The following is a 23,960-nucleotide window of genomic DNA, read 5'->3' as shown; positions in this document are numbered from 1 at the left end:
AGGCTGTGCAATGAGGGAATCCAGACGGGGTTTATCTGCCGCGTAAAATGTCGCAAAACGGCGGCAGGTTCAACAGTCCAAAACCCGCCCACGGCTGAAAGCCCGCGCGTGGGTGCTTTAACCCAGATGAAAGCGAGCCCGAGCGTGATCGAAACCCTATCAACTGAGCGTCCGGTCTTGATTGCCGGTCCGACGGCAAGCGGCAAATCGGCGCTGGCAGCCGCTATCGTTGAACGCTCGGGCGGGGTGGTGGTCAATGCCGATGCGTTGCAGGTCTACGGGTGCTGGCGGCTGCTGACCGCCCGCCCAAGCCTGGCCGAGGAAGCCGCCCTGCCGCACCGGCTTTATGGCCACATCGGGCGTGAGGCCCCCTATTCCGTTGGCCATTGGCTGCGCGAGGTGGGCCAAGTGATCGCCGAGGGTGCGCGCCCCGTGATCGTGGGCGGCACCGGGCTTTATTTCAGCGCCCTGACCGAAGGGCTGGCAGAAATTCCGCCCATCCCGCCCGCGACCCGCGACCTTGCCGATGCCCGTCGGATCCATGAGGGGATTGCCGGGATGCTGGAGGAGCTTGACGCCCCCACCCGCGCGCGCATCGACCAGCGTAACCCCGCAAGGGTGCAGCGCGCTTGGGAGGTGCTGCACGCCACAGGCCGTGGATTGGCCGACTGGCAGGCCGATACAGCGCCGCCGTTGATGCCCCTTGGGGATGTGGAACCGATTGTGCTGCGCCCCGATGTGAATTGGCTCAACGCCCGTATCGATCAACGGTTTGATGCGATGATGGCCGGTGGCGCATTGGATGAGGTGCGCGCCGAATTGCCAACATGGGATCCGCTGCGCCCTTCGGCCCGTGCCATCGGCGCGCCGGACCTAGTGGCCTATCTGCGCGCCGAAATGACGCTGGATGAGGCTGTTGCGGCGGCCAAGCTTGCCTCACGCCAATATGCCAAACGGCAACGGACATGGTTTCGCAACCGAATGAAAAGCTGGATACCGTTGGATCCTGCGGCATAAACCGTCGCTTGCGTGCCATACCTGTGGATAAATCTGTGGATGTGTTCGAATTTTGCTATTTTTAGCTTGGGACATGCCCCCACCGCTGCTTAACTTGCGCCATCAAGCAAGGGACAGCCCCGACATGAATGACCTTTCCGCCCTGTCACAATTGCGCTTTGTCGCAATCCCCCGCCTTGCCGCCCATGGGCGCTGGCGCGTGGAGGCAATGCGCTCCCTCTCCGAACCGATGCTGCTTTGGTTCACCAAGGGACAAGGCCGGATCACTATCGCCGGATCGACGCGGGGCTATACCGCCCATAATGCCGTCTTCATTCCGCCGGGCGTCATGCACGGGTTCGAAGTGGGCCCGCAGGTTTTTGGCACGGCGGTTTACTTTGGCCGCGATTGCACCCTGCCCCTGCCAAAGGTGCCGCAACATCTGCGCATCCGCGAAACCTTCGCCCAGCAAGAGCTGAACATGACACTTGATGCAATCCAACGCGAGTTGGGCAGCGACATCCCGGCACACGACCGCGCGGCGCATCACCATCTGGGATTGCTAAGCGTCTGGCTGGAACGTCAGGTCCATAAAGCAGGCGGAGAGGTGAAAGATTCCGATGCCGCAGGTCGGCTCGTCGCGCGCTATGCCAATCTGCTGGAGCGCAACTTCCGCTCTGGCATGGGGGTTGCCGAATTTGCCGAGGCTTTGGGCGTAACCTCGACGCATTTGACCCGCTGTTGCAAACAAACCTGCGGCAAGCCTGCGTCGAACCTGCTGCATGACCGTTTGATCTTTGAGGCCCGCACGCTTTTGTCCGACACCAAGACACCGGTTGGCAAGATCGCGTCCGAACTTGGCTTTGCCTCCCCCGCCTATTTCACCCGCGCCTTCCAGCATAAAACCGGGAAATCCCCTTCGGCCTTCCGAAAAGAGGCCTGACGGTTGCACCACGAGGGAACTGGGGCTAATATTGGTGTATGTCATTTTTTGACAATTTGTCAGCCCTACTGATGACTCCCAATATCGTTTTGCGATCGATAAGGGCACCGCAACAGATTGACTGCCGGGCAAATCCGCGCAGAGTATAGGTCTGCCATGGCCTTCAGTCATCATCGTCCACCCCGTAAAAAATGCGATCCGCCGCGGCCCAAAACCTAAGACCGGTGCCTAAAGTTCAGGGAGAATGCTGTGACAAAGACCACGCGAAACCTACATCCGGCAGCCGCAGCCTATGCCGCCGAAGTTGGTGCAGGCACGCTTGATCGCCGCGAATTCCTGACACGCGCCTGCGCTTTGGGTGTCACTGCCCCCGCCGCTTATGGCCTGTTGGGCCTTGCCGCCCCCAAAGCCAATGCAGCAACACCCGTTGCGGGCGGTACTTTGCGGATGGAGATGGAAACCAGAAGCCTCAAGGATCCGCGCACGGCCGACTGGTCACAGATTGGCAATTTCACGCGGGGCTGGCTGGAATATCTGGTGGAATATAACGCAGATGGCTCTTTGCGCGGGATGCTGCTGGAAAGCTGGGAAGCAAACGAAGACGCGACCGAATACAGGTTGAACCTCCGCAAAGGGGTGGCGTGGAGCAATGGCGACACTTTCACCGCCGAAGATGTTGCCCATAACATCACCCGTTGGTGCGACGGGACGGTCGAGGGCAACTCTATGGCCGCGCGTATGAATGCGCTAGTGGACCCGCAGACCAATACCGCCGCGACGGGCGCGATCACCGTCATCGACCGCCACACCGTCAAGCTAAAGCTAAGCGTGCCAGACATCGCGATGCTGGTCAATATGTCCGACTATCCGGCGGCTGTTGTGCATCCCTCTTATGATAATGGCGACCCTGCCGTGAACCCGATCGGCACCGGCCCCTATCTGCCCGAAACCAATGACGTTGGTGTACACCAGATCCTGGTGCGCAATGCCGGTCATGAATGGTGGGGGACAGAAGTTTACGGCGGGCCATATCTAGACAGGATCGAATATCTTGACCTTGGCACGGACCCGGGCGCCGCAATCGCCGCCGCCCGCGCTGGCCAGATTGATGCGACATATCAATCCATCGGCGATTTCATCGAGCTTCTGGACGAACTGGGCTGGCAGAAATCGGACGTCGACACGGCAGCCACGATCACCCTGCGCTTCAACCAGAATGCCGAGGAATACAAAGACCTGCGCGTCCGCCGCGCCCTTTCTATGGCCGTCGACAACGAAATCATTCTGGAGCTTGGCTATAACAGCCTTGGAACGGTTGCACAGAACCATCATGTTTGTGAAATCCACCCCGAGTATGCCGAGCTTCCGCCCCTGAAGGCAGATCCGCAAGCAGCCTTGGCGCTTTTGACCGAGGCTGGAATGGCCGAGTTTGAATTTGAGCTGCAATCGCTTGATGACGCATGGCAGGGCACGACAAGTGATGCGGTGGCCGCGCAGTTGCGCGACGCCGGTATCAAGGTAAAACGGACGATGCTTCCCGGTGCGATCTTTTGGACCGACTGGAAAGAGTTCCCGTTCTCAGCGACCGAATGGAATATGCGGCCCCTTGGCGTACAGATTTTGTCGCTTGCTTATCGTACAGGGGGCGCATGGAATGAGACGGCATTTTCCAACGCAGAGTTCGACACGCTCTTGGTGCAGGCCAATGCCATCGCCGACGCTCATGAGCGCCGCGTGGTGGTGAAACGTCTGGAGGAAATTCTGCAAGAGCAAGCCGTTATGATCCAGCCCTACTGGCGCAGGCTCTATCGTCACTTCGATCCAAAGGTGAAAGGTGCCGAAATGCACCCGACCTTTGAACACCACCATTACAAATGGTGGATTGAGGTCTGATTAAAACAAGACGCGATAGCAAACAGGGGGCCATCTAGCCCCCTGTTCTCGTTCAAAACCGTTTATCCGGGTCTTTGGATGCCTTGTGCTTGCGCAAACGGCTTGGCGTATGGTATTTTTTATCCTTGAAGGGGTTCCGATCCCCCTGCCCGCGCAGCGTGATACGAATCGGCGTTCCCGGCATATCAAAATGATCGCGCAGCCCGTTGACCAGATAGCGTTTGTAGCTTTCCTGCATCAAATCAGGATGCGAACACATCACAACGAATCCCGGCGGCCGGGTTTTCACCTGGGTCATATAGCGCAACTTGATGCGCCTGCCGCCCGGAGCCGGTGGCGGGTGGGCCTCGGTCATGGCTTGGAGCCAAGTATTCAAGCGGTTCGTCGGGATACGCCGGTTCCAGATGTCATGCGCGCGCAAGATAGCGCCGTGCAAACGGTCCAACCCGCGCCCCGTTTTGGCCGAAACCGTCACAAGCGGTGCACCGCGAAGCTGTGGCAAAAGCCGCTCAAAGCTTTCGCGCAATTCGGCGAGCTTATCTTGCTTGTCGTCCTCAAGATCCCACTTGTTGACCGCGACCACAACGGCGCGGCCCTCGGTTTCGGCATAATCGGCGATGCGCAGGTCTTGCTGTTCAAACGGAATCTCAACATCCAGCAGAACCACGATCACCTCGGCAAAGCGCACAGCGCGCAACCCGTCAGAGACCGACATCTTTTCCAGCTTGTCGTTGATCCGCGCCTTTTTACGCATCCCGGCCGTATCAAAGATCCGGGTCGGCGTGCCGAACCAGTCACTTCTGACCGAAATCGCATCGCGAGTGATCCCCGCCTCTGGCCCCGTCAGCAACCGCTCATGCCCGATGATCTTGTTGATCAGCGTGGATTTACCGGCATTCGGGCGACCGATAACCGCAATTTGCAGCGGTTTGTCCTCGGATGGCTTATGCCAATCGGGATCGGCCTCAAGATCGGCCTCTTCCTCGGGGATGTCCACATCGACAATGGGCGCATCCGCCTCGGCACGGGCCTCAAACTCTGAGTTGATGGGGCGCAGCACGTGGTAAAGGTCATCAATGCCTTCGCCATGTTCCGCTGAAATGCGCAACGGCTCTCCAAGGCCAAGCGACCAAGCGTCAATCGCGCCGACATCGCCGGCCTTGCCTTCGGCCTTGTTGACGCCAAGAATCACGCGCGCCCCCCGTTTGCGCAGAATATCCGCAAACACGAGATCGGTCGAGGTCACGCCTGCGCGCCCGTCGATCAGGAACAGGCAGACATCGGCCATATCAACGGCACGCTCTGTCAGGCGCCGCATACGGCCCTGAAGGCTGTCATCTGTCACATCCTCAAGGCCGGCCGTGTCAATCACGGTAAAGCGCATGTCAAAGATCTTGGCATCGCCTTCACGCAAATCACGCGTAACACCGGGTTGGTCATCGACCAACGCCAGCCTGCGGCCAACGAGGCGGTTGAACAGGGTAGATTTGCCCACATTGGGGCGGCCAACTATGGCAAGGGTAAAGCTCATCTTGGCCCCTCCGGGGGCTTGGGTCAGGTCATCAATGCTTGGCCATACACCGCTTGGGCCTTAACGGAAAGCGTGAAGTTGACCATTTTGCGAAACGATGTACATCACGCCGCCTGCAAATGCCGGTGCTGCGGCAGCCCCACCGGGCAATTCCACCGTACCAACAAGCGCGCCATCAACCGGATTGAACATACGCACCAGCCCGTCAGCCGAGGCAACGACCAGCCGTCCGCCCGCCAAAACCGGCCCGTAATGCGCTGTGATCGTCGACAGTTTCTTGGCCTTAGTGGCCTCAAAATAAGGCATTTCCACCGACCAGACCGGCGCGCCGGTCTCGGCGTCCAGCCTGACCAGCTTTGCCTCATCCGAGATCAGAAAGACAGAACCGCCAACAGGCAGAACTGGCCCGTAAGCCGCTTCACGTGCTGACCATTTCTCGGTTCCTGACGCGGTTTCCACCGCCATCAAGCGCCCGCTTTGGTTGCCCATATAGGTCGTTTTGCCGTCAACCACCGGATCACCGGTGATATCCGTCACGCCGGTATAGCCGCGACCAAGCCGCTGACCCACCACATTTGCCGTCCAAAGCCGGATACCGCCCGTTTTCAACGCGGCAGTCACCGTCCCGCTGCCCGAGGGAATCAGCACCGTACGCGCCGTCACCGCCGGCGCAGCCGAAGCGATCATCCCCGAGGGCGATGGAACGCCCGTCAATTGCCATTGCACCTTACCGGTTTTGGCGTTGATCGCCCAAGCCGTATTGTTCCGCCCGACCACATAGACCACACCATCCGCAACCGTCGGTGTGCCCGCCGCAGGGGAGCCAATGTCCTGTCGCCAAATCACGCCACCAGATGCCGGGTCAATCGCAACCACCTCGGCATAGGCTGTGGCCGCAAACAACCGCCCTGCATCATAGGCAAGCCCGCCACCGGAGATATCGCCGCGCGCACCCTCAGGTTTCACGCTCGCCGTCCACAGCACCGCGCCAGAGGTCGACACGGCCGAAACGCCCGTCTTTGCATCCATGGTGAATACCCGGCCACCCGCAACAACAGGGGCCGCAGAAATCCGGTATTTCCGACTGTTGCCGCTGCCGATATTCACCGACCAAATGCGCGCAGGCGCTGATGACAGCGCGACATGGGGCATCAAATGCGCAGCATTGCCAGCGCGATGCGTCCAATCGGCATTGGCACGCGCAGCCGGCAGGTTGATCGAAACAGAGCGGTTTTCGATCACGCCAAAGCTGTCGGTCGGCTGTGCCTCCCCCTCGACGCGGATCGAATCAGATAGCGGTGTGCGGGGATTAAACCGCTCCCCTTCAAGGATAAGTTCCTTTTCGCAGCCGGCGATCAACGCCAGCCCGGCCATCAGGCACAGGGTTCTGCCTGCCTTAATCCGCGTATCAAAGAAAGAAGTCATCTTCTATCTACCCTTTGTCTTGGCGCCTGTTTGCGCGATATGTTCCATCGCCTGCACGTCAAATGCAAGCGAATGCCCGCATTAACCTTCTGCCGTCTCGCCACCCAAGGCCGCGATCATCTGGGCTGCACGTTGACGCAGACCCGTCGGCGCCTCTTGATCTTGCGAAAGCGCCTGAAGCTGGGAAATCGCCCCCTCGACATCGCCGGTTTCCACCATCAGATAGGCCAGTTGCTCCAGCGCCAAGGTGCGGAACGGGCGGCCGGGAATCGCCAGCGGATCAAGGGCTGCACGACGGGCCGAAACCTCCATGTCCGTCCCTGCAAGGATAACACGGCGCAAGGTTGCCAGATCGCGGTAGGTCGGGGCAAGCCGCGTATCGGCGATCACAGCATCCAGCGCGGCCAATATGCTTGCCTTATCGCCAGTGGTGTCCGAGGCAACCAGCAGCTTTTGCAGGGCCAGCTTGTCAGGGGCATCCCCTGCGGCAAGATCGGCGGCGATAAGGGCACTGCGGCGTGCCTCTGGCGTGTCTTGGTCCAGCGCGGCCAGCAATGTATCCCCAAAAGCTTGGGATTCGGTCGCGCGGCTTGCCTTTTGCCATTCGGTATAGGCCGCCCCGCCCACGATCAGGATCACCAATACAGCCCCGATCCAGCCATATTTGCGAAACATCGCAAAAAGCCGGTCGCGGCGGACCTCTTCGGTGACCTCTTCAATGAAGCTTTCTGGGTTACTCACGCCTGTCTCCAATTCTTTGAAACCGTCTTACACGCAAGGCCAAGGGCTTGCCAAGCCCCGGCCCGCCGACTGCCCGTCCGGACCGCAGCCGTTAAGCTTGTTTTTTTCGGTAAATCTTGCGCCATCCAGCGTAAATCCCACCTTAAGACAGATCCTGCAACGCCCGCGAACGAAACTTGCGGGGCCAGAAAAAATGCTTACTCTGGGCTGAACCTTTCAGAGTATAGCCCCGCAAAGAGCCGTTCCCCGGTCAGGCTGTTGACGCCCCCTTCTATGGGCCCGAAGATAAGGTAGACTATGCGCATCTTTCCGTTCATCACCGCTATTCTGGTTTCTATTACCTTGTTTTTATTGGTGTTTCAACGCGAAAATCTGCCTGCCTTTGTTTCCGGAACGGATGCCCCCCAAACCGAAACCCGCCCCGATGCGCCGGTGGATGCCCCTCCCGAATCCCTTGGCGATGCGCACCAGTCCGTTTTGGTGCAGCGCCGCACCGCGCAACCGGTGGACAGCATGATTTTGGCCCGGGGCCAGACAGAGGCCGCGCGTCAGGTGATTGCGAAATCCGAAACCTCTGGCCTGATCGTATCCGAGCCCATGCGCCGCGGCGCCTATGTTCGCCAAGGTCAGGCGCTTTGTGTGCTTGATACCGGCCCCGGCGAGGCACAGCTGATGGAGGCAGAGGCGCGCAAGCTGGAAGCGGAAAGCCGCCTGCCCGAGGCGCAAGCCCGATTGATCGAGGCCCGCGCATTGCTGACCGAAGCCGAGATTAACGCTCGCGCTGCAAGTAAATTGAGCGAGGGCGGCTTTGCCTCCGAGGCCCGCGTGGCTGCAACAACGGCTGCGGTTGAAAGCGCACGGGCGGGCATCAACGCGGCCCAATCGGGGGTGACATCAGCCACTTCGGGCATCCGCGCCGCCGAGCCGCCGTCGACATCGCCCGCCGTGAGATTTCGCGGCTGACCCTCTCTGCCCCCTTCGACGGCCTTCTGGAAACCGATACCGCCGAGCTGGGCGCGCTGCTCCAGCCCGGGTCCTCTTGTGCAACTGTGATCCAGCTTGATCCGATCAAAATGGTCGGTTTTCTGGCCGAGACCGATGTCGATAAGGTCAGCGTGGGCGCGATGGCGCAGGCGCGGCTGGCCTCGGGGCGCGAGGCCGTTGGGCGGGTGACATTTCTAAGCCGCTCTGCCGATCCGCTGACGCGCACCTTTCGCGTGGAGGTGACAGTGACTCTGTTGCGCAAATCAGCTGACGGACGGTTCGCGCCTTTCCCCAGACGGATTTACCCCACGGCTTCCGTGACAGGGATGCCATGGGCGGTGTAGCCGTTCAGGATCGCAACGCGCACTTGAACCTCGGCGACCTGGCGGTCAAAGTCGCGCGCCATCGGCTCTGGCCCAGCAGTTTCATGCAATGCATCCGCTGCCCGGCAGGGTTATGCGAAGCATGAGCCCGAAAGGGTTTGTCTCGACGCGGCTCCGGCGGAGGTATCCGCTCCAGTTTCGCCAGAGTGCCCGACCCAGATATCTTGATGCGCAGAGTGCGTCGTTCCTGGCCATGGCCCCGGCAGTGGTTGGCTTCCATGGCCGGGCATTTTGCGTGGCGGTATCACCGCAGCCGCACCGCGCTCGGCGATGCCGTTATGACATCGGCGCGTGTCGTACCGGCCAACGGATCGTCAGTGATCCGCGGCGCTTTAACGCCGCGTTATAATCAGCCCAGTTCGTCGTCTTATAGGTAGGTGATGTCGGTTTGCTTATGCAGGGAAGCTACCACACTGGATTCACGACATGAACCCCTTCTGGATTTGTGCAACATAGCCGGTACTACCGGATAAAATTCGGCCAACCGGTTTAGGTTGCCAAGGCGCATGTCATCGCAAGGCTTCAAGCTAATGTTTCAGCCGCAATCAGCGGCTATGCCCCCGCAAGATGGGCTGGAACACCAAAGAAAAAGCCCGCAGCGTTAAACTGCGGGCTTTTATATTTACAGCAAAGGGTTGGCCCGAAGGTTACCGCCTTGCAAATCGTAAGGATCTATCGATCTCAAGACGCGCTTGAGATGAACTTTACCGCATCGCCAAAGGTTTGGATGGTTTCTGCAGCGTCATCCGGAATTTCGATTCCGAACTCTTCTTCAAACGCCATAACCAGCTCTACGGTATCAAGGCTGTCCGCGCCCAGATCGTCAATAAACGAGGCGTTTTCAACGACCTTGTCTTCTTCGACGCCCAGATGCTCGACGACGATCTTCTTAACGCGGTCAGCGATGTCGCTCATGTCAATTCCTCATGCAGTTACGGGCATCATCGCCCGATCTTAATCTCGTGCTCTATGCGAGCGGCTCATCCCGAAACCATCGGGAAGCCAAAACGCGTTACACGCTCTGGCCTTATTAACGCCGCCTATAACACGTTCCGGTGCCATGGCAAACGCTTTCGGTTGTCAGGGTGTAGGGCCATTTGCTGTCACAGATCAAGAGGCCGCGATGCTTTCACACGCATTTCCTCGTCAGAATCTGGCGACAATCGCTGCAAATGGCCCAAAACCCGGTCTTAAATCATCGCCATTCCGCCGTTTACATGCAGCGTAGTCCCTGTGACATAGCCCGCCTCGGGGCTGGCCAGATACAGACAGGCGGCTGCAATTTCATTCGCATCCCCCATACGACCGGCGGGAACCTGCGTCAGAATCTTGGTTTTCTGATCGTCTGTCAGCTTTTCGGTCATGGCTGTGGTGATAAATCCCGGCGCCACGCAGTTTACGGTGATTCCACGGCTCGCCACCTCATAGGCCAGACTTTTCGACATGCCGATCATCCCCGCCTTAGAGGCCGCATAATTCGCCTGCCCTGGATTGCCGGTTGTCCCCACAACGCTTGAGATATTCACAATCCGGCCCCAGCGCGCCTTCATCATCCCGCGTAACACGCCACGGCACAAACGGAAGGTAGAGGTCAGGTTGACCTCCAGCACGCTTGCCCATTCGTCGTCGGACATGCGCATGAACAGGTTGTCACGGGTAATGCCCGCGTTATTCACCAGCACATCCACAGACCCCATCGCCGCCGCTGCCGCTTTGGGCAGCGCCTCGACGCTTTGCGCATCAGAGAGGTTACAGGTCAACACATGTGCCCGGCTGCCCAACTCTGCTGCCAACGCCTCCAGCGGGGCCTCACGCGTACCCGAAAGCGCGACCGTTGCGCCTGCCGCATGCAGCTTGCGCGCGATCTCGCCGCCGATTCCGCCAGAGGCGCCGGTCACAAGCGCATTTTTGCCTGTTAGGTCAAACATACCAAATTCCTTTTTCCAAATAATTCTTGTTAGTGCGCTGCCCCTTCAGGCCTTCAGTGCGACAATATCCTCAGGCGTGCCGATGTTGCGCTGCACGGTGTCGCGATCGATCCGCTTGATCATGCCCGAAAGCGCCTTGCCTGCGCCGATTTCCCAAAATTCGGTCACACCGGCCCCCGTCAGCCATTGCACTGATTCACGCCAACGCACTTCGCCCGTAACCTGTGCGACCAAAAGCGCGCGCACGCGGTCGGCCTCTGTCACCGCCTCGGCGCGTACGTTCACGATCACCGGCACGCTTGGATCACGCACCACAACGGCGGCCAGCGCCTCTCCCATCACGGCCGCGGCAGGCTCCATCAAGGCGCAATGGAACGGGGCGCTGACAGGCAACATCAAGGCGCGCTTGGCACCTTTTTCCTTGGCGATCACACAGGCCCGCTCTACCGCGGCCTTATGGCCCGAAATTACCACCTGCGCGGGGTCGTTATCATTGGCAACCTGACAAACCTCATCATCCGCAGCCTCAGCCGCGACACTGGTCACCGTATCGTAATCGAGGCCCAAAATCGCCGCCATAGCCCCCACGCCAACATGCACCGCTTCTTGCATCGCGGCGCCGCGAATCCGCAGCAAACGCGCCACGTCGCCAAGATCCATCGACCCGGCCGCACAAAGTGCGGAATATTCGCCAAGGCTGTGGCCTGCGACAAAATCAACATGCTCCATGCCCAAGCCCTCGGCCTCCAGCGCGGCAAGGGCCGCCATCGAGGTTGCCATAATCGCAGGCTGGGCGTTTTGTGTCAGCGTCAGATCTTCTATCGCGCCGTCCCAGATCAGCGCCGACAGCTTTTCGTCCAAGGCGTCATCGACCGCCTCAAATACCGCGCGCGCGGCCGGATAGGCCTCTGCCAATGCACGTCCCATGCCGATCGCTTGCGACCCCTGCCCCGGAAAAACGAATGCTCTGCTCATACTGCTCTCCAATTTCTTGATGCTATTGCAATAGCGCAGCCCCCTGCCCATCGCAATCTTTCCTGCAAAGCCACCCAGCGACGGGGGCGCATAATAGCTTGCCTCGCGGCCCTTCGCCCGCTATACGCGCCCAATCTTGCCGCATCTTTCTTTTGATCCGGTGCAGCCTCTCGTGGTCGGGACGCGGCAAGGTGATGACCCTGACCTATGAAATGCACCTTAGAATAATGAACGGAGACAGCATGCCGCTTTACGAGCATGTCATGATCGCGCGTCAGGATCTTTCCAGCACGCAAGCCGAAGGGCTTATCGAACACTTCTCCACAGTCCTCAGCGACAACGGCGGCAAAGTCGTTGAGCATGAGTACTGGGGCGTCAAAACGATGGCCTATAAGATCAACAAAAACCGCAAGGGCCACTTCGCCTTTCTGCGTTCGGACGCGCCAGCCGCTGCCGTGCAGGAAATGGAACGCCTGATGCGCTTGCACGATGACGTGATGCGTGTGCTGACCATCAAGGTCGACGCCCACGAAGAAGGTCCTTCGGTGCAGATGCAAAAACGCGACGACCGCGAACGCGGCGAACGCCCGCGTCGTTGATCACAGGCTTAGGAAAGGACCATTCAAATGGCGAATAAACCATTCTTCCGTCGCCGCAAGGTCTGCCCCTTCTCGGGCGACAATGCACCGGCGATCGACTACAAAGACACACGTCTGTTGCAGCGCTACATCTCTGAGCGTGGCAAGATCGTGCCATCCCGTATCACCGCCGTTTCGGCGAAAAAGCAGCGTGAACTTGCCCGTGCGATCAAACGCGCCCGCTTCCTCGCCCTGCTGCCCTACGCTGTGAAATAAGGAGACACCAACATGCAAGTGATCCTTCTTCAGCGCGTGGCAAAGCTGGGCCAGATGGGCGACGTTGTGTCCGTCAAGCAAGGCTATGCACGCAACTTCCTTTTGCCACAGGGTAAAGCCCTGCGTGCAAATGAAAGCAACATCAAATCCTTTGAAGGCCGCAAGGCCCAGCTTGAGGCCCAAAACCTCGAGACGAAGGCAGAAGCAGAAGCCCTCTTCGAAAAGCTTGATGGCCAGAGCTTCGTCATCATCCGCTCGGCTTCCGACGCAGGTGCGCTTTACGGTTCCGTCACCACCCGTGACGCAGCCGATGTCGCAACCGCCGAAGGCTTTACCGTGGATCGTGGTCAGGTTGTCTTGCACAAGCCGATCAAAGATCTTGGCCTGCACACGGTTTCCGTCGTGATGCACCCCGAAGTGACAGCAAGCATCGTTATCAACGTTGCCCGCTCCACCGAGGAAGCCGAACTGCAAGCCGCTGGTAAGTCCATTCAGGAACTGGCAGCCGAAGCAGAGGCCGAAGCAGAGTTCGAAATCGCCGAATTGTTCGACGAAATGGGCGCTGCTAATGAAGACGGTGAGGACATGGGCCGCGACTAAGGCCCCCTCTTCCGAAAAATTTAAAACCGCGCGAGGGGCGGCCCTTGCGCGGTTTTTTTATGTGCCGCGTTACAGCGGCGCAAACTGATCGCGAAGACGGCTGGCATGTTCGGCCAGCGCCATCTTGCCCCGCCCCCAAAGTGTCAGCATCTCATCCCACGTCATTTCTGCAAAACCGACCTCATCGCCCTCAACACTTTCGGAAAACAGCTTCATATCCGCGCGATGCGCCTCAATCAGCGCCGGATCAACCGCCTTGCCATTTGCCCATGTCGCAGGCTCGGCATAGAGGTAAAGCAACACGGGCCGCAAGTTGCGCCGCTGCGCCTCGGTCCGCAGGCCGTAAGCGTTCTTGACCAGCTCCACATCATCCAAGGTTGAGAACCGGCGCGCGCCATTGGCATGGGTGCGGCGTAAACGGGTATAGCCCTCCATATTCTCTCCCCAGACCTTGCGGTCAAAATTTTCGCCAAAGTCGCTTTTCTTGGCCGGGCGGAAGGGTTCATAGCGCTTGCATTCAATGCCGATCAGATAACGGTCCGTCACAATCGCCGCATCCAGACAGACGGGCTTGCCACCCGCCCAAGGAAAGCGCATCTGGGCCTCAATCATCACCTCTTTGGCCTTGCCCATTCCGCCGGGCAGTACGGGAAATTCCGCTGCACGCTCCAGAAACCAGCCAAATGCATTGACTGCCAAGGCAGAGGAGGATTCAGGGCTGTCGAATTTCCCGGTTTTCAACCGGTTCCCCGGCGCCGCACGTAGGGCTACAAGAATCTGGTCAACGGGCAGATCGGGAAGGAAATCGGGCATAGTGTCACCTTTACAAGGTCAAATAGGAAAAGGGCCGCGCACAATGGCACGGCCCCCGATTTTTCAACGCATGAAAGCCGAAGCTTACATTTCGTCCAATGCTTCAACAGCCTTTTGCAGGCCATCCTTGTCGACTTCCTTGTCGGAGACATTTGCCCCGGAAACGATGTGGTCGACAACTTTATCTTCAAAGATCGGAGCGCGCAGCTGCTGTTGCATCTGTGGGTTCTTCTGAACGAATTCAAAGAATTGGCGCTCCTGACCGGGATACTGACGCGCTTGGTTCATAACCGCTTGGGTCATCTCCTGGTCGGTCACAGTGATCTCGGCTTTGCGGCCCACTTCGGCCAACAACAAGCCCAAACGCACGCGGCGCTCGGCCAATGTCTTATGCTCGTCAGTTGTTTCGATCTCTGGGTGCTCATGGTTCTGAACGTCAGGATTTTCTTCGTGCCACAGCTGATGCGCGATCTGGCCTGCCTCGGCTTCGACCAAGGAAGGTGGCAGCTCGAATTTCACCAAAGTGTCCAGCTGGTCGAGCAGCGAACGCTTGATCACAGCGCGGGCAGCGCCTTGATATTCAGCTTCCAGACGCTCAGCGATCTGGCCCTTCAGCGCTTCAAGCGATTCGGCACCGTATTTCGTGGCCAGCTCGTCATTCACTTCGGCAGGCTTAGGCTCTTTGACCGCTTTCACGGTGCATTCAAACACAGCCGCTTTGCCAGCAAGATGCTCCGCGCCATATTCCGCGGGGAAGGAAACGTCGACCTTCACCTCTTCACCGGCTTTTGTGCCGACAAGCTGCTCTTCAAAGCCGGGAATGAAGGAGTTGGAACCCAGAACCAGCGGGTAATCCTCGCCGGTGCCGCCTTCAAAGTAGTCACCGTCAACGGAGCCTTTGAAATCGATCACGACTTGGTCGCCGTCTTTGGCTTTGCTGCCTTTTCTGCGGTCGGCAAAGTTTTGTGCTGATTCGGCCAGATTGGCGAGCGCCTCTTCGACGGCTGCGTCTTCGGCTTTCACGATCAAACGCTCCAGCGTGACCTTGCTTGCGTCAACATCAGGGATCTCAGGCAGGGCTTCGTAGGTCATTTCGACCACGACGTCCTGACCTTCTTTCCACTCTTCGCCGTCTTTCATTTTGACGTCAGGCTGCATCGCAGGCCGGTCACCGGAGGCTTCAAAGTGCTCTTTCATGGCGCCATCAACGGCATCTTGCATGGCTTCACCCATGATACGCTCGCCAAACTGCTTGCGCAGCATCGCCATTGGCACTTTTCCCTTACGAAAGCCCTTCATTTCGACCTCGGGCTGCGCCTCGATCAACTTCTCTTGCACTTTCGCATCAAGCTCCGCCGCGGTCACCGTGATGGTGTAGCCGCGCTTGAGGCCTTCGTTCAGGGTCTCAGTGACCTGCATATATATCCATCCTTCTCAACATATCTGGTGCGGGTAGAGGGACTTGAACCCCCACGCCTTGCGGCGCCAGAACCTAAATCTGGTGCGTCTGCCAATTTCGCCATACCCGCATCTCAATGTACCCGGCAGCCCGTATGACCGACACGTACAATGATTTCCGCGTCCTTCTAACAAAGGTCTGCGCAGGAAGCGAGAGGAAAAGCTGCCTTGAATTGGTAAGATTCAAACCCGGGGTTTGACATTTCCTTAACCCTTTGGTGCCACAATTCGGGTTCAGGTAGGGCAGGAAGCTGAGGAGAAGATTGCATGACACACCAAACCGCTATGATCGGACACACATCTGCCGAACTTCCTGAAGGTGTTGTGGCAGGCACTACCGTGATGACCTTGATGGGTGAAAAATGCGTCGAGTCCCTGAAGGCCGGTGACCGCATTATTACCCGTTCCGGCGCCCGTAGCCTGCGTGCAGTGCATAAAACCATGCATCCAACGCTGAAACTCGTGTGCATTTCGGCATCTGCCCTCGGCGTGGAACAGCCCGAAGAAACCGTCTGCGTCACACCGAATCAGGGCATTCTTATCCGCGGCTGGCGCGCAAAAGCCCTCAAGGGTGCCGAGCAGGCCGTTTTCACCGCGTGCGAATTGGCCGATGGCGAATATATCCGGTTGGAAACCCATGTCGCGGTTTCAATCTTCACGCTGGAATTCGATCATCCCGAAGTCATCATCGCCAATGGCGTGGAATTAGCCTGCACCCCGACCACCGTCACGGCGTGATTCGTTCTCTCCGGCATCGATAAAATCCACCCAGCACGTTTTTGCCCGACATCCGGGGGTGCCTCAAACCCTTAAGGCGCGAAACACCTTTGGCAGTTCTTCTGGCAGGTCCTCTGCTATCAGACCGGGGCCAAACGTGATTGCGCATTCGACATGCAACCATGCGCCAGTGCAGGCTGCCTCAAAAGGGGCAATGCCCCGCGCCAACAAGCCAGTGATAAAGCCCGCAAGAACATCACCTGATCCCGCGGTCGCAAGCCAGGGTGCCGCGCGTCCATAAGCTGCTGCATTGACAGCGCAGCGACCATCAGGGGCCGCAATTACCGTGTCCGTCCCCTTGAAAAGCACAATACAGCCAGCCCGCCTGGCCGCCTCTCGGCAGGCATCTACCTTGGAAAACGCGGGACCTTTCGTAGCCGGCGCCGCCAAACGCGCCGCGATGTCGGGAAACAGCCGTGCAAATTCCCCCGCATGTGGCGTCAACACGCAGGCCGAATGAAGCAAGCCAAACAAGGTGGTATCCCCGGCGACTAATGTCAGCGCATCGGCATCCAACACCGTAGGTCGGCCCCCTTCGACCTGCGACACCAAAGCCGCAGCAAGCAACTCCGCCTGCGTAGGCCCGCAGCCCATCCCCGGCCCAAGACACAGCGCAGTGATGCGCTTATCATGCAAGAAGCCCTCCAATGCCGCAGAATCGGGAAACGGCCTCACCATAATCGCGTTCAGCTGCGCCGCATTCACAATCAAAGCAGAAGGCGGGCAGCCTAGGGTCACCACCCCTGCCCCGATCCGCAGCGCTCCCCTCGCTGCCAATCGCGCGGCCCCACCCGAGGCAATGCCACCCGACAGCACCAGCGCGTGACCATGGGAAAACTTGTGAGCGCCCCCCGACTTCCTCAGATGCTGAAAAACTGCGGGCTCATCCCGCGGCGATTCGAGAAAACGGGTCGCGGACTCCGGAACCCAATCTGAAAGCCCGATGTCGACAATCCTCAACCGTCCGCAATGTGCAGGGGTATCCCCTAAATAATGCCCAAGCTTTGCACGATGGAATGTCACCGTAAGATCTGCCGCATATGTATCACTGCGCGCTGTATCGCCCGCAAGTACAAGGCCGGAATCGCTACACCGATCAGAAGGGATGTCGATTGCGACAATATGTGGACCCGGAACAGCGCCGCCACGACGATATCTATCGGGGCCACCTCTTTGCAACAGCGCCTCGAACGCCTCCAAACGGGGGGCTTGCCGCGTCAGGCCCGTTCCGAAAAGCGCATCCACAACCAAAACCAGATCGTCCCTGAAAAGCGCCGCCGAAAGACCGTCATCCGATAGAATCGTCCCCGACCACCGCTCAAAGTTCACCCTCGCATCCGCAGGCAACTTATCGGGATCGCCATAAAGGTAGACCTCCACCGCCCAGCCCGCCTCTTGCAACAGGCGCGCAACGACGAAACCGTCACCGCCATTATTGCCGGGCCCGCACAACACCACCGCAGGTGAAGGCGCGGACAACGCTGGCCATTCTTCATCAATTGCCTGCACCACAGCGCGACCAGACCGCTCCATCAGCTCCAATCCGGTCACGGAACCAGAGGCAATCGCGGTCTGTTCAACGGCGCGCATTTGGGCGGCGGTCAGCAATTCGGTCATGTTTTATCCTTTTTGGGTTCATTATTTGCCCACCAACCAAGCGTATCGCACAAAATTTAGGCGATACACCTGAATGAAAGGCTTTTTGGCCCGGTCTGGCGGCCCTCTCAATTGTTCCAACGAACAATAGATGGTCAACATGTGTCAGATCAAAAGTTGCCCGCAAAGGATTCGGCCGATGAAGAAAATCGAAGCGATCATCAAGCCCTTCAAGCTCGACGAAGTAAAAGAAGCGCTGCAAGAGGCGGGCATACAAGGGCTTTCCGTCACGGAAGTCAAAGGTTTTGGCCGCCAGAAAGGCCACACCGAACTTTACCGTGGTGCCGAATATGTCGTGGATTTTTTGCCTAAGGTGAAAATTGAGGTCGTATTGCCCGACGATCTGGTTGATGCTGCAGTGGAGGCAATCATCGCCGCCGCTCGTACTGACAAGATCGGGGACGGCAAGATTTTTGTTTCACCGGTTGAGCAGGCAATCCGTATCCGTACCGGCGAAACCGGTGACGACGCGCTTTAAGAACAACGTTACAGTATAAGGAAATGACCATATGAAAACGGTCGCAGATGTGATGCAATTGATGAAGGACGAAGAGGTCGCCTATGTCGACGTTCGTTTCACCGACCCTAAGGGCAAGTTGCAACATGTAACAATGGATGTCGACCTCGTTGATGAGGACTTCTTTGAAGAAGGCTTCATGTTCGACGGCTCCTCCATCGCGGGTTGGAAGTCGATTGAACAATCTGACATGAAGCTGATCCTTGACCCGAATTCGGTCTATATTGACCCCTTCTATGCCGAAAAAACCCTCTGCGTGCATTGTAACGTGGTGGAGCCAGACACAGGCGAAGCCTATTCCCGCGATCCGCGCGGCACGGCGACCAAAGCCGAAGCCTACCTGAAAGCCTCCGGCATTGGCGACACGTCTTACTACGGGCCAGAAGCCGAATTCTTCCTGTTTGACGATGTTCGCTACTCCGTCACTCCGCAAAAAGTGTCGTTCCAACTGGATGCCGAAGCGGCTTCCTGGAACACGGACGCGGAATTCGAAGGCGGCAACCTTGGCCACCGCGCACCGCATAAGGGCGGCTATTTCCCGGTTAACCCCGTGGATGAAGCCCAAGATATCCGCAGCGAGATGCTGTCCACCATGAAGCGCATGGGCATCAAGGTCGACAAGCACCACCATGAGGTCGCGACCTGCCAGCACGAGCTGGGCATGATCTTTGGCGGGCTGGTTGAACAGGCCGACAATATCCAGAAATACAAATACGTGATCCACAATGTGGCCCACGCCTATGGCAAAACGGCGACCTTTATGCCCAAGCCTATGAAGGGCGATAACGGCTCGGGCATGCACGTGAACATGTCAATCTGGAAAGATGGCAAACCATTGTTTGCAGGCGACAAATACGCAGATCTTTCGCAAGAGGCCCTGTGGTTTATCGGTGGTATCCTCAAGCACGCCAAGTCGCTCAACGCGTTGACCAACCCGTCGACCAACAGCTACAAGCGCTTGATCCCCGGCTTTGAGGCTCCTGTTCTGCGCGCCTATTCCGCCCGCAACCGCTCTGGCGCTGTGCGTATTCCATGGACCGAAAGCCCCAAGGCAAAACGCGTCGAGGCACGTTTCCCCGATCCGGCTGCGAACCCCTATCTGGCGTTTTCCGCCTTGCTGATGGCCGGGCTTGACGGCATCAAAAACAAGATCGATCCGGGTCCTGCATCCGACAAAGACCTTTATGATCTGCCCCCCGAAGAGCTGGCCGCAATCCCGACCGTTTGCGGGTCCCTGCGCGAGGCGCTGGAATCGTTGGAAGCGGATCATGACTATCTGTTGGCCGGTGACGTGTTCACCAAAGACCAGCTGGATGGCTACATGGCCCTGAAATGGGAAGAGGTTTATGCCTATGAGCATACCCCTCACCCCATTGAATATGTGATGTATTATTCCTGCTAAGCCGCAGACATCTCGACAAATGATCAGGCCGCCCCTCGGGGTGGCCTTTTTTGTACAAGGCACCTCATCGCGCAATTCCACGCGAGGCAAGTGGCAAAAGGCTTCATCTTTACCGGAAAACCGCAGATACTTACCGAAAAATAACGGGAGGTCGCCATGACCAGCACGCCATTCGAATTCACCGGTAAAGACGGACAAAACCTTGTAGGCCGGTTGGAACGCCCTACCGGCCCTGTTCGCGCCACCGCATTGTTCGCGCATTGCTTTACCTGCGGCAAGGACATCTTCGCCGCCCGCCGCATCAGTCGCCGCTTGTCCGCCATGGGCATCGCCGTACTACGCTTTGATTTTACCGGATTGGGCCATTCAGACGGGGAGTTCGCAAATTCCGGCTTCTCTGGCAATGTCGAGGATCTGGTCGCCGCAGCGCAGGCGCTTTCGGATGCGGGGCTGCCCCCCGGCTTGCTGATCGGACACAGCTTGGGCGGCGCGGCGGTGATTGCGGCCGCTTCACAGATCCCCTCTTCCAAGGCGGTGGCAGTGATCGGCGCGCCCGCTGACCCGTCCCATGTGACCCATCACTTTGCCCATGCCGAGGATGACATCGAGACCAATGGCGAGGCCCCCGTAACCCTCGGCGGGCGTGATTTCACCATCTCGCGCAGCTTCTTGCGCGATCTGCGCAGCGCCACCCTTTCCGAGCATCTGCACAACCTGCGCCGCGCCCTGCTTATCTTGCACGCCCCCCGTGATGCCGTAGTCGGCATTGAAAATGCATCCTCGCTGTTCATCGCAGCACAGCATCCCAAAAGCTTTGTGACGCTGGACGGGGCCGACCACCTGCTGACCCGCGCGGCTGATGCCGATTATGCCGCCAATACCATCGCCACATGGACCGAACGCTATCTGGATATGAAGCCGCAAACCGACGACACCGAAGCCCCGGAAGGCATCACACGCATAATAGAGGCCGACCCGAACGGGTTTTTGCAAGATGTTCATCTGGGCCGCCACCACCTCAAAGCCGATGAGCCCGAGGCCTTCGGTGGCACCGACCTTGGCCCATCGCCCTATCAATATCTTGCCGCCGGTCTTGGGGCTTGCACAGCCATGACCATCCGCATGTATGCCCGCCGCAAAGGCTGGGACCTGATGGGGGTATCAGTTGATGTATCACATGAGAAACGTCATGCAACTGATTGTGATAAATGTGAAAATTCTGGAAAAATTGATACCTTCACTCGCCACATCACCCTATCGGGCACGCTTGACAGCACACAGCGCGAAAAGCTGATCGCGATTGCCGACAAATGCCCCGTTCACCGCACGCTAGAGGCCGAGGCAAGCATCATCACCCTTGAGGTCCCCGCCAAATCCTGATGGCCGCAAATCCTGACGGTCTTGCCCTTGCAGCCCAACCGTCCTAAGCAAAGCCCCATCCCTTGCCGCCCCAAGAAAGGCCCTGCCCATGATCCCGCGTTATTCCCGCCCCGATATGGTCGCCATCTGGTCACCGGAAACCAAGTTCAAAATCTGGTATGAGATCGAAGCCCACGCCTGCGACGCCCAAGCAGAACTTGGCGTGATCCCGAAAGAGAATGCCGAGGCCGTCTGGAAGGCCCGCGATGTCACATTTGATGTGGCCCGTATCGACGAGATCGAAGCCGTCACCAAACATGACGTCATCGCCTTCCTGACCCATCTGGCCGAACACATCGGCTCCGATCAAGCGCGCTTTGTGCATCAGGGCATGACCTCATCTGACGTGCTGGACACAACGCTGAATGTGCAACTGGTGCGTGCGACTGACCTGCTTTTGGCAGGGATGGATCGGGTTCTGGCCGCGCTCAAATCCCGCGCGCTGGAGCATAAAGACACGGTGCGTATCGGGCGCAGCCACGGCATTCACGCCGAGCCGACAACCATGGGCCTGACCTTCGCGCGCTTTTATGCCGAAATGGACCGTGGCCGGGCGCGCCTTGCCCTCGCCCGTGCGGAAATCGCCACGGGGGCCGTTTCAGGCGCTGTCGGCACATTCGCCAATATCGACCCCGCGGTCGAGGAACATGTCTGCAAAATGATGGGCCTGACGCCAGAGCCGATCAGCACACAGGTTATCCCGCGCGACCGCCACGCAATGTTCTTTGCAACCCTTGGCGTCATTGCGTCGTCGATCGAGAACATCGCGATCGAGGTTCGGCACATGCAGCGGACCGAAGTTCTTGAGGCCGAAGAGTTCTTCTCCCCCGGTCAAAAAGGCTCCTCTGCGATGCCACACAAGCGCAATCCGGTACTGTCGGAAAACCTGACCGGGCTGGCGCGGCTGGTGCGGATGGCTGTCATTCCGGCGCTGGAAAATGTCGCGCTTTGGCATGAGCGTGACATCAGCCATTCCAGCGTAGAGCGCGCAATTGGCCCCGACGCCACGATCACGTTGGACTTTGCGCTGCACCGTCTTGCGGGGCTGATTGAAAAGCTGGTGATTTATCCCGATAACATGCTGGCAAACATGAATAAATTCCGCGGCCTTGTGATGAGCCAGCGCGTGCTGCTGGCCCTGACGCAAGCAGGTGTATCGCGTGAGGATAGCTACCGCCTGGTGCAGCGCAATGCCATGAAGGTTTGGGAACAAGGCGCTGATTTCAAAACGGAACTTCTGGCTGATACTGAGGTGACTTCCGCCCTTAGCCCTGCCGAGATCGAAGAGAAATTCGACCTTGGGTATCACACCAAACATGTTGATACGATCTTTGCCCGGGTGTTTGGCTAAAACTTGATCCTTTAAGCCGGAAAACGCAAGAAAGACACGGGCTTTGCACTGGATGCGTGTAAGCCCGTGTTAACTTCGATCTGCCAAGCTGACCTCATGGATTAGTATATTGAGGGCACAATGGAAAACGGGTCAACAGAACTGGCGCAGATCACGCCAACACAGGCTTTTGCGCCCAACCGCGAACGGCGGGCCGCACGGCGGCCGCTGACCAGCCGTGAAAAGGCGGCGGTTATCGTTAGGCTGTTGGTGGCGCAAGATACCCCCATCATATTGTCCTCCTTGCCCGAACACACTCAGGCCGCCCTGACCGAACAGATGGGCAAAATGCGGCTTGTCGACCGCGGCACTTTGAACGCGGTTGTGGCCGAATTCGTGGCCGAACTGGAAGAGGTTGGCCTGGCCTTTCCCGGCGGGATCGAAGGGGCGCTTTCTATCATGGATGGCCATATTTCCGCGACTGCCGCCAACAGGTTGCGCCGCCTTGCGGGGGCCTCCTCGCGCGCGGACCCTTGGGACCGGATTTCGGCGATGGAGGTTGATCGCCTGCTTCCGGTTCTCGAGGAAGAGAGCATCGAGGTCGCAGCCGTCATGCTGTCCAAACTCGTTGTTCCCAAAGCGGCAGAGCTTTTGGGACGGCTGGAAGGTGCGCGCGCGCGCCGTGTGGCCTATGCTGTATCACAGACGGTAAATGTAGACCCTGAAACCGTGCGACGCATTGGCCTCTCTCTTGCCACCCAGCTGGAAAACCAACCCCCGCGCGCCTTCGAGACCGGTGCGGTCGAACGCGTTGGCGCCATTTTGAACGTCACCCCACAGTTGGTCCGTGACGATGTTCTGGCTGGCCTCGAGCAAGATGATGAAGAATTTGCCAAGATGGTGCGCAAGGCAATTTTTACATTCTTCCATATCCCCGCCCGTATCAACACCCGCGACATTCCGAAAATCGCGCGCGTTTTGGATCAGGCCGTTCTGGTCACCGCTCTGACCTATGCCAGCGCCAAAAAAGATCTGGCCCCCACTGCAGAGTTTATCCTGGACAATATGTCACAACGCATGGCGCAAACCCTTCGTGAAGAGATGGACGAACGGGGCAAGGTGACCGAAAAAGATGGAGAAGCCGCACAGGGCGCAGTTATCGCTGCTATCCGTGGGTTGGAAAGCGCTGGCGAACTGGCCTTTATTCAAGAGGAAGAGTAGCCGGCACAAAGCCATCCCCCTGCTTTTGCGACAAACAGGCATTTGCCGCGCTTTCGGGGCGTGGTGCCATCTGCTGCGCTTGTGATCGTAGGGACGGGGCCTTATGTAAGGCTG

Annotated in this window: 23 protein-coding genes, 1 tRNA gene and 1 pseudogene; 14 read left to right on the top strand and 11 right to left on the bottom strand. The window is 58.4% G+C overall.

Annotated elements, in window-relative coordinates; genetic code table 11:
* Positions 1-126 precede the first annotated feature (126 nt).
* The 3 genes from miaA (at position 127) to EOK75_RS00920 (ending at position 3,832) form a co-directional block, all read left to right on the top strand.
* The gene (gene miaA / locus EOK75_RS00930) at positions 127-1,017 is read left to right on the top strand and encodes a tRNA (adenosine(37)-N6)-dimethylallyltransferase MiaA (RefSeq protein ID WP_137192192.1); all 891 of its coding nucleotides are present in this window, start codon (positions 127-129) and stop codon (positions 1,015-1,017) included.
* 124 nt (positions 1,018-1,141) lie between these two features.
* Entirely contained in the window at positions 1,142-1,939 is a 798-nt protein-coding gene (locus EOK75_RS00925; RefSeq protein WP_137192191.1) for a helix-turn-helix domain-containing protein, read from the top strand.
* Between the two features lie 249 nt (positions 1,940-2,188).
* A complete protein-coding gene (locus EOK75_RS00920; RefSeq protein ID WP_137192190.1) occupies positions 2,189-3,832 on the top strand; it encodes an ABC transporter substrate-binding protein in 1,644 nt (547 codons plus the stop codon).
* Between the two features lie 52 nt (positions 3,833-3,884).
* On the opposite strand, the gene der is transcribed toward EOK75_RS00920, so the two are convergent.
* The 3 genes from der to EOK75_RS00905 form a co-directional block, all read right to left on the bottom strand.
* Positions 3,885-5,363 (bottom strand): ribosome biogenesis GTPase Der, encoded by a 1,479-nt coding sequence (der, locus tag EOK75_RS00915; RefSeq protein WP_137192189.1) that lies wholly within the window; start codon positions 5,361-5,363, stop codon positions 3,885-3,887.
* Between the two features lie 60 nt (positions 5,364-5,423).
* Entirely contained in the window at positions 5,424-6,788 is a 1,365-nt protein-coding gene (locus EOK75_RS00910) for a PQQ-like beta-propeller repeat protein (RefSeq protein WP_137192188.1), read from the bottom strand.
* Positions 6,789-6,869: 81 nt separating this feature from the next.
* Complete coding sequence (locus tag EOK75_RS00905) at positions 6,870-7,529, bottom strand: hypothetical protein (RefSeq protein ID WP_137192187.1); 660 nt, start codon at positions 7,527-7,529, stop codon at positions 6,870-6,872.
* A gap of 297 nt (positions 7,530-7,826) precedes the next feature.
* Between EOK75_RS00905 and EOK75_RS00900 the strand changes: the two genes are divergently transcribed.
* Together EOK75_RS00900 and EOK75_RS21930 are read left to right on the top strand one after the other, a co-directional pair.
* A complete protein-coding gene (locus tag EOK75_RS00900) occupies positions 7,827-8,492 on the top strand; it encodes an efflux RND transporter periplasmic adaptor subunit (RefSeq protein WP_137192186.1) in 666 nt (221 codons plus the stop codon).
* A gap of 86 nt (positions 8,493-8,578) precedes the next feature.
* The gene (locus EOK75_RS21930; protein ID WP_476705433.1) at positions 8,579-8,857 is read left to right on the top strand and encodes a hypothetical protein; all 279 of its coding nucleotides are present in this window, start codon (positions 8,579-8,581) and stop codon (positions 8,855-8,857) included.
* Here EOK75_RS21930 and EOK75_RS00890 read toward each other — a convergent pair.
* The 4 genes and pseudogenes from EOK75_RS00890 to fabD form a co-directional block, all read right to left on the bottom strand.
* A pseudogene (locus EOK75_RS00890) lies at positions 8,815-9,201 on the bottom strand (hypothetical protein); the annotation flags it as partial. The gene EOK75_RS21930 and the pseudogene EOK75_RS00890 sit on opposite strands and share 43 nt — an antisense overlap.
* Before the next feature lie 376 nt (positions 9,202-9,577).
* The gene (locus EOK75_RS00885; protein ID WP_050526013.1) at positions 9,578-9,811 is read right to left on the bottom strand and encodes an acyl carrier protein; all 234 of its coding nucleotides are present in this window, start codon (positions 9,809-9,811) and stop codon (positions 9,578-9,580) included.
* Positions 9,812-10,086: 275 nt separating this feature from the next.
* A complete protein-coding gene (gene fabG, locus EOK75_RS00880) occupies positions 10,087-10,824 on the bottom strand; it encodes a 3-oxoacyl-ACP reductase FabG (protein WP_137192184.1) in 738 nt (245 codons plus the stop codon).
* Positions 10,825-10,869: 45 nt separating this feature from the next.
* Complete coding sequence (gene fabD / locus EOK75_RS00875; protein ID WP_137192183.1) at positions 10,870-11,799, bottom strand: ACP S-malonyltransferase; 930 nt, start codon at positions 11,797-11,799, stop codon at positions 10,870-10,872.
* Positions 11,800-12,041: 242 nt separating this feature from the next.
* On the opposite strand from fabD, the gene rpsF reads away from it, so the two are divergent.
* Genes rpsF through rplI form a run of 3 tightly spaced genes read left to right on the top strand, consistent with a single transcriptional unit; the run spans position 12,042 to position 13,253 of the window.
* Positions 12,042-12,398: a 30S ribosomal protein S6 gene (gene rpsF / locus EOK75_RS00870; protein ID WP_137194234.1), complete on the top strand. Its 357-nt coding sequence runs from the start codon at positions 12,042-12,044 to the stop codon at positions 12,396-12,398.
* 27 nt (positions 12,399-12,425) lie between these two features.
* Positions 12,426-12,653 (top strand): 30S ribosomal protein S18, encoded by a 228-nt coding sequence (rpsR, locus tag EOK75_RS00865; RefSeq protein ID WP_011747229.1) that lies wholly within the window; start codon positions 12,426-12,428, stop codon positions 12,651-12,653.
* A gap of 12 nt (positions 12,654-12,665) precedes the next feature.
* Positions 12,666-13,253 (top strand): 50S ribosomal protein L9, encoded by a 588-nt coding sequence (rplI, locus tag EOK75_RS00860; RefSeq protein ID WP_137192182.1) that lies wholly within the window; start codon positions 12,666-12,668, stop codon positions 13,251-13,253.
* A 69-nt stretch (positions 13,254-13,322) separates the two neighbouring features.
* On the opposite strand, the gene EOK75_RS00855 is transcribed toward rplI, so the two are convergent.
* The 3 genes from EOK75_RS00855 to EOK75_RS00845 form a co-directional block, all read right to left on the bottom strand.
* Positions 13,323-14,066 carry a hypothetical protein gene (locus EOK75_RS00855; RefSeq protein WP_137192181.1) on the bottom strand — a complete coding sequence of 248 codons (744 nt, stop codon included), beginning with the start codon at positions 14,064-14,066 and terminating at the stop codon, positions 13,323-13,325.
* An 84-nt stretch (positions 14,067-14,150) separates the two neighbouring features.
* Positions 14,151-15,485: a trigger factor gene (gene tig, locus EOK75_RS00850; protein ID WP_137192180.1), complete on the bottom strand. Its 1,335-nt coding sequence runs from the start codon at positions 15,483-15,485 to the stop codon at positions 14,151-14,153.
* A 25-nt stretch (positions 15,486-15,510) separates the two neighbouring features.
* Positions 15,511-15,595 (bottom strand) — tRNA-Leu (locus tag EOK75_RS00845).
* Between the two features lie 196 nt (positions 15,596-15,791).
* Between EOK75_RS00845 and EOK75_RS00840 the strand changes: the two genes are divergently transcribed.
* Positions 15,792-16,262 carry a Hint domain-containing protein gene (locus EOK75_RS00840; protein WP_137192179.1) on the top strand — a complete coding sequence of 157 codons (471 nt, stop codon included), beginning with the start codon at positions 15,792-15,794 and terminating at the stop codon, positions 16,260-16,262.
* A 63-nt stretch (positions 16,263-16,325) separates the two neighbouring features.
* Here EOK75_RS00840 and EOK75_RS00835 read toward each other — a convergent pair whose 3' ends face one another.
* The gene (locus EOK75_RS00835; RefSeq protein ID WP_137192178.1) at positions 16,326-17,918 is read right to left on the bottom strand and encodes an NAD(P)H-hydrate dehydratase; all 1,593 of its coding nucleotides are present in this window, start codon (positions 17,916-17,918) and stop codon (positions 16,326-16,328) included.
* Between the two features lie 178 nt (positions 17,919-18,096).
* Between EOK75_RS00835 and EOK75_RS00830 the strand changes: the two genes are divergently transcribed.
* The 5 genes from EOK75_RS00830 to EOK75_RS00810 all read left to right on the top strand — a co-directional run bounded on the left by EOK75_RS00830 (position 18,097) and on the right by EOK75_RS00810 (position 23,846).
* Positions 18,097-18,435: a P-II family nitrogen regulator gene (locus tag EOK75_RS00830; protein WP_050526020.1), complete on the top strand. Its 339-nt coding sequence runs from the start codon at positions 18,097-18,099 to the stop codon at positions 18,433-18,435.
* Positions 18,436-18,466: 31 nt separating this feature from the next.
* Complete coding sequence (gene glnA / locus EOK75_RS00825) at positions 18,467-19,876, top strand: type I glutamate--ammonia ligase (protein WP_137192177.1); 1,410 nt, start codon at positions 18,467-18,469, stop codon at positions 19,874-19,876.
* Between the two features lie 156 nt (positions 19,877-20,032).
* Complete coding sequence (locus EOK75_RS00820; RefSeq protein ID WP_137192176.1) at positions 20,033-21,256, top strand: bifunctional alpha/beta hydrolase/OsmC family protein; 1,224 nt, start codon at positions 20,033-20,035, stop codon at positions 21,254-21,256.
* A gap of 88 nt (positions 21,257-21,344) precedes the next feature.
* Positions 21,345-22,646 carry an adenylosuccinate lyase gene (gene purB / locus EOK75_RS00815; protein WP_137192175.1) on the top strand — a complete coding sequence of 434 codons (1,302 nt, stop codon included), beginning with the start codon at positions 21,345-21,347 and terminating at the stop codon, positions 22,644-22,646.
* Between the two features lie 120 nt (positions 22,647-22,766).
* A complete protein-coding gene (locus tag EOK75_RS00810) occupies positions 22,767-23,846 on the top strand; it encodes a flagellar motor switch protein FliG (protein ID WP_137192174.1) in 1,080 nt (359 codons plus the stop codon).
* Positions 23,847-23,960 lie beyond the last annotated feature (114 nt).

The sequence above is a fragment of the Pseudorhodobacter turbinis genome (assembly GCF_005234135.1).
Classification (GTDB): Bacteria; Pseudomonadota; Alphaproteobacteria; order Rhodobacterales; family Rhodobacteraceae; genus Pseudorhodobacter; species Pseudorhodobacter turbinis.
Note: the sequence above shows the minus strand (reverse complement) of the source record. Positions and strands in the feature narration are given on the sequence as shown.